This is a genomic window from Bacillus haikouensis (assembly GCF_013179555.1).
GTDB classification, from domain to species: Bacteria; Bacillota; Bacilli; order Bacillales; family Bacillaceae_B; genus Rossellomorea; species Rossellomorea haikouensis_A.
In genome coordinates this window covers 1-4,342 of record NZ_JABMCR010000315.1, presented here as the reverse complement: position 1 = coordinate 4,342, position 4,342 = coordinate 1, and the positions used below count along the sequence as shown (strand labels likewise).

The 4,342-nt window shown below is 43.6% G+C and carries 3 protein-coding genes; 2 read left to right on the top strand and 1 reads right to left on the bottom strand.

All coding sequences use genetic code 11. From position 1 onward, the window contains the following. The first annotated feature begins 112 nt into the window (after positions 1–112). Positions 113–661, top strand: coding sequence for a GNAT family N-acetyltransferase (locus HP456_RS20490; protein ID WP_172254567.1), 549 nt, complete (start codon positions 113–115; stop codon positions 659–661). 43 nt (positions 662–704) lie between these two features. Here the strand turns inward: HP456_RS20490 and HP456_RS20485 are convergent, their stop codons facing one another. Beyond that, positions 705–1,865 (bottom strand): MFS transporter, encoded by a 1,161-nt coding sequence (locus HP456_RS20485; RefSeq protein WP_172254565.1) that lies wholly within the window; start codon positions 1,863–1,865, stop codon positions 705–707. 121 nt (positions 1,866–1,986) lie between these two features. Between HP456_RS20485 and addB the strand changes: the two genes are divergently transcribed. Then, the coding region (addB, locus tag HP456_RS20480; protein WP_172254563.1) for a helicase-exonuclease AddAB subunit AddB at positions 1,987–4,342 on the top strand (2,356 nt) is incomplete at its 3' end.

Below are 4,342 nucleotides of genomic sequence, written 5' to 3'. Positions count from 1 at the left end.
GTCGAGAATTTATCAGTAAACAGTGCGAAAAGAGCACAGTAGAGATATTACTGGCAAAATAAAGGGGAAACCACCCTGAATCCCGAATACTATTACCTCGAGGTGAAAACGGATGAAACAATTACTTACCGGCAGGAATCTTTATCTGACAGGCTTACAAGAAGACGATGTCCCGCTCCTTGTAAAATGGAGTGAGAATGAGAAGCTTCAGCGATTACTAGACGCTCTACCGTATAAACCGAAGTCTGAGGATGAAGTGAAGAAATGGATAGCTGGAGAGGAGCATAATTCTTATCGATTGGCCATCCGCTTGAAAGAAAGCGGACGCTTGATTGGCTATGCCGAGCTTGACGGGATTCTCTGGGCACATCGGGTAGGAGGGCTCTCGATTATAATCGGGGAAGAAGTATGCCAGGGCAAGGGATATGGCAGGGAAGCGATGGAATGCGTCTTGGCTTTTGCATTCGAAGAGCTAAATTTACATCGCCTCCAATTGACGGTGTTTTCTTATAATATACGTGCCATCCGTTTATATGAAAGTCTTGGCTTCACTAAAGAAGGGAGCTTCCGGGAATTCCTGCAGAGAGACGGGGAACGTCATGATATGCATTTGTACGGAATGCTATCGGCTGAATGGTATAAACGCAGAAAAGAAGGATAACTCCTTCTTTTTTTGTTTGTTATTTAATTCCGCCTGTATTTAGTCAATTCTTTAGTTCGAGTCTTTTTCTGAAAGTCAACATGATCCCAATGACGACATTCACTATAAAGCAAGCCGCCAGCAAAAACAGTGCCTGAGCATAGCTTACCTTCATTGCGATAAGAGGGGCAATGCTGGTTCCTCCCAATAGAATGAACGAGTAGAGACTAAGGGCCTGACTTCTGTCCTCGCTGCTGATATCCCCTATCAGAGTGATGACGGTAGGTATCAAGAGAGAAATAGACGAGACAAATAGAATGGAAGACATCATTAAAAATATGGGGACAGATGATACAGAAAGGTAAATAAACGCGATGCAAAAGGACAATACGGCAAGGGCAAATCCGAGGAATAACGTTTTATATATCCCGAGTTTTTCGAACAGCCATCCGGTAAACAGGGATAGACTGACACCTAAAAGGCCGAGAAGTCTTGTTTGTAATAAAAGTGCGTCGTCACCAGAGAGGAATCTTGTCAAACTGTCATAATAGAAGACAAAAGAAGAAAGGAGCGTAAACACGATGCCATAGAGCATGAGCAGTTGTTTATTAAGCAGTAATCTGTAAATGACAGCCGCTGTACGCATTTCAGCTCTATCATGTGAAACAGCGGTTTGCGGCAGGTTTCTTTTTCCTGTGAGGAATAAAGTGAGATAAATGATGGAAAAAAATAAAAAGACTGCCGTCCAATGACTGATCCGCGTGATCCCTGCGCTGAGTAACTGCCCGAGAATACCTGCGAACAGAAACCCCGAATTAATCATGGCGAGGAGAAGTGTCCTTTTTTTACCTGAAAACAGGTCATACGTATAGGAGAAAGCCACAGGTGCAAAGCTCCCTAAACAAAACCCCTGGAGCCCTCTAGTGAAGAATAAACTCCAAGAATTAAAAGAAACCATGACCAGAGCTGTTGAAAAGGCGGAAGCAAGCATCCCCAGAATCAATATTTCTCTCTTTCCATACCGGTCAGCAACATTGGCGAATGTTAATAATCCGCATGCATAGAAAAGTGTAAATGAACTGCCTGCGATTACGACGGATTCTGAAGGGATCCCGATTGAAGCGGCAATATCCCCATAAATCGGTATGAACGTATAGATGTTGCTCGCGACCATTATCCCCATGCTGACCAGCAATACAGTAATCAATTTATATGATATCTGCATAGTCTCAATCACCTGCCTTCTTTACTGTATGCAGAAGAGAGAATGGTTTATAATGGACCTAGACAAAAAATCAAAAAACCTATTGGTTATTATAGAAGTAGAGAATAAAAGGAGTGAGAGTATGGCTGTCAGATTTTTGCTGGGACGGGCAGGTACGGGAAAGAGCTACGGAATGCTGTCTGAAATAAAAGAAAAGCTGCTCGAGCAGCCGAATGGAGACCCAATCATATATCTGGTACCTGACCAGATGTCTTTTATATCGGAGTACGAGTTAGTGAATACCCCAGGGTTGAACGGGATGATACGTGCCCAGGTTTTCAGTTTTACCAGGCTGGCTTGGAAAGTCCTCCAGGAAACAGGAGGGATGAGCCGTTATCATTTATCCAGCGTTGGGTTGAATATGATGATCCGAAAAATCATCGAAGAGAACAAAGACGACATGCATATTTTTTCAAAGGCTTCGGAAAAGCCTGGGTTCATTGACCATGTGGAAGCCATGCTGACGGAATTCAAGCGGTATTGCATAAAGCCCCGGGAGCTGGAGGAATTCAAGCAGGAAGAGACACAGTCAAAGGCTTTAAAAGATAAACTTCATGATTTGGAACTTATTTATGAAAAATTCGAAGAGAAACTGCTTGGTAAATATATTGATTCAGAGGATTATTTTCAGCTTCTGGCTGACAACGTAAAAAACTCTGAGCTTCTTAAAGATGCCGAGATTTATATAGACGGCTTTCACAGCTTCACGCCTCAGGAATATCTCATCATTGAACAGCTTATTCAGCATAGCAGGAACGTTACGATCGCTCTGACAGCCGATTCCGACCAGCAGTTTGGTTCAATTAATGAGCTGAGTTTGTTCAGGATGACGAATGAAACCTATGATACGCTGCAGGATATTTGCCAAAGAGTGCACCAACAAGTTGAAGAGGAAGTGTTCGTTAAACCAATCCGATTTAGAAGCAGCACGATGCAGCACATCGAGAAATATTTCGAGAACCGTCCTGCTGTTACCTATACCGGAGGGGATGCACGAAATTCCATTCAGTTTTTGGAAGCATCCAATCGTCGAGCGGAGATAGAGGGGGTTGCACGGGAAATCAGAAAACTTGCCCGTCTCGAAGGCTACAGATATAAAGATATCGCTGTCCTGGTAAGGAATACTCAGGATTACCGGGATAAAATAGAAACGATATTCCAAGATTTCGAGATTCCTTTTTTCCTTGATCAGAAGAGAACGATGCTGAATCATCCCCTTATTGAATTGATTCGTTCCACACTTGAAATCATGAATTCCAACTGGAGATATGAACCTGTATTCAGGGCTGTGAAAACGGATCTGCTATTTCCCTACCAAAAGGAACCCGGTGAGCTGCGGGAGCAGATGGACCGTCTGGAGAATTATGTGCTGGCATACGGAATCAAGGGAGACCGCTGGACGGGAAAAGAGCGCTGGAAGTACCGCCGTTTCAGAGGTCTTGATCATGTGGATTCTCCCCAAACCGACAGAGAAAAAGAGCTTGAGCATGAGATCAATGAACTTCGGCTGTTCATTTCAGCGCCGATCGTCCGTTTCGGTAAACGATTGAAGAAGCAGAGTACCGGGAGAGAATTTTGTGAAACGCTTTTTCTTTATTTAGAAGAATTGGATATTCCGGCAAAGCTTGAGCGATTAAGAATACAAGCTGAAGAGCGTGGCGATCTGGTGGCTGCAAGGGAGCATGATCAAGCATGGAGTGCGGTCATTGAATTATTGGACCAGTATGTAGAAATGCTTGGGGATGAGGAAACGACAATTAAGAAGTTCACTTCAATTTTGGATGCAGGTATAGAATCCATGAAGTTTTCACTGGTTCCTCCTGCAATCGATCAAGTGATCATTGCTGATCTTGAGAAGTCCAGGCTGGCAGACATCAAAGCAGCCTTTATGATAGGAGTCAATGACGGAGTTCTGCCGGCAAAGTTGAGTGAGGAAGGCGTATTGTCAGACGAAGATAGGGAGGCAATGCTTCAAAAAGGTTTTAAGATTGCACCAACAAACCGGACGAAGCTTCTGGATGAGGAATTCGTTGCCTATAAAGCATTTACAACACCGAGTGAAAAGTTGTATATCAGCCATCCGATTGCAAATGAAGAAGGAAAAGCACTGCTTCCATCGTCTTATATAAAAAGGCTGAAAGAAATGTACCCTGAGGCGGATACAAAACTGTTGATCAATGAACCTTCGGAACTGTCGGAAGAAGGGCAGCTGCATTATGTATGTCATCCGAATGTCACGATTTCTCATTTAACTTCCCAGTTACAGCTGAGGAAACGGGAGTATCCGATTTATGACTTCTGGTGGGATGTTTATAACTTCTATGCATCGTCACCGGAATGGAAATGGCAGGCACAGCATATCTTGTCGAGCTTATTCTATGAAAATAAAGCGGGAAGGCTGACAGAAGAAACGAGCAGGGACCTTTACGGTGAGAACA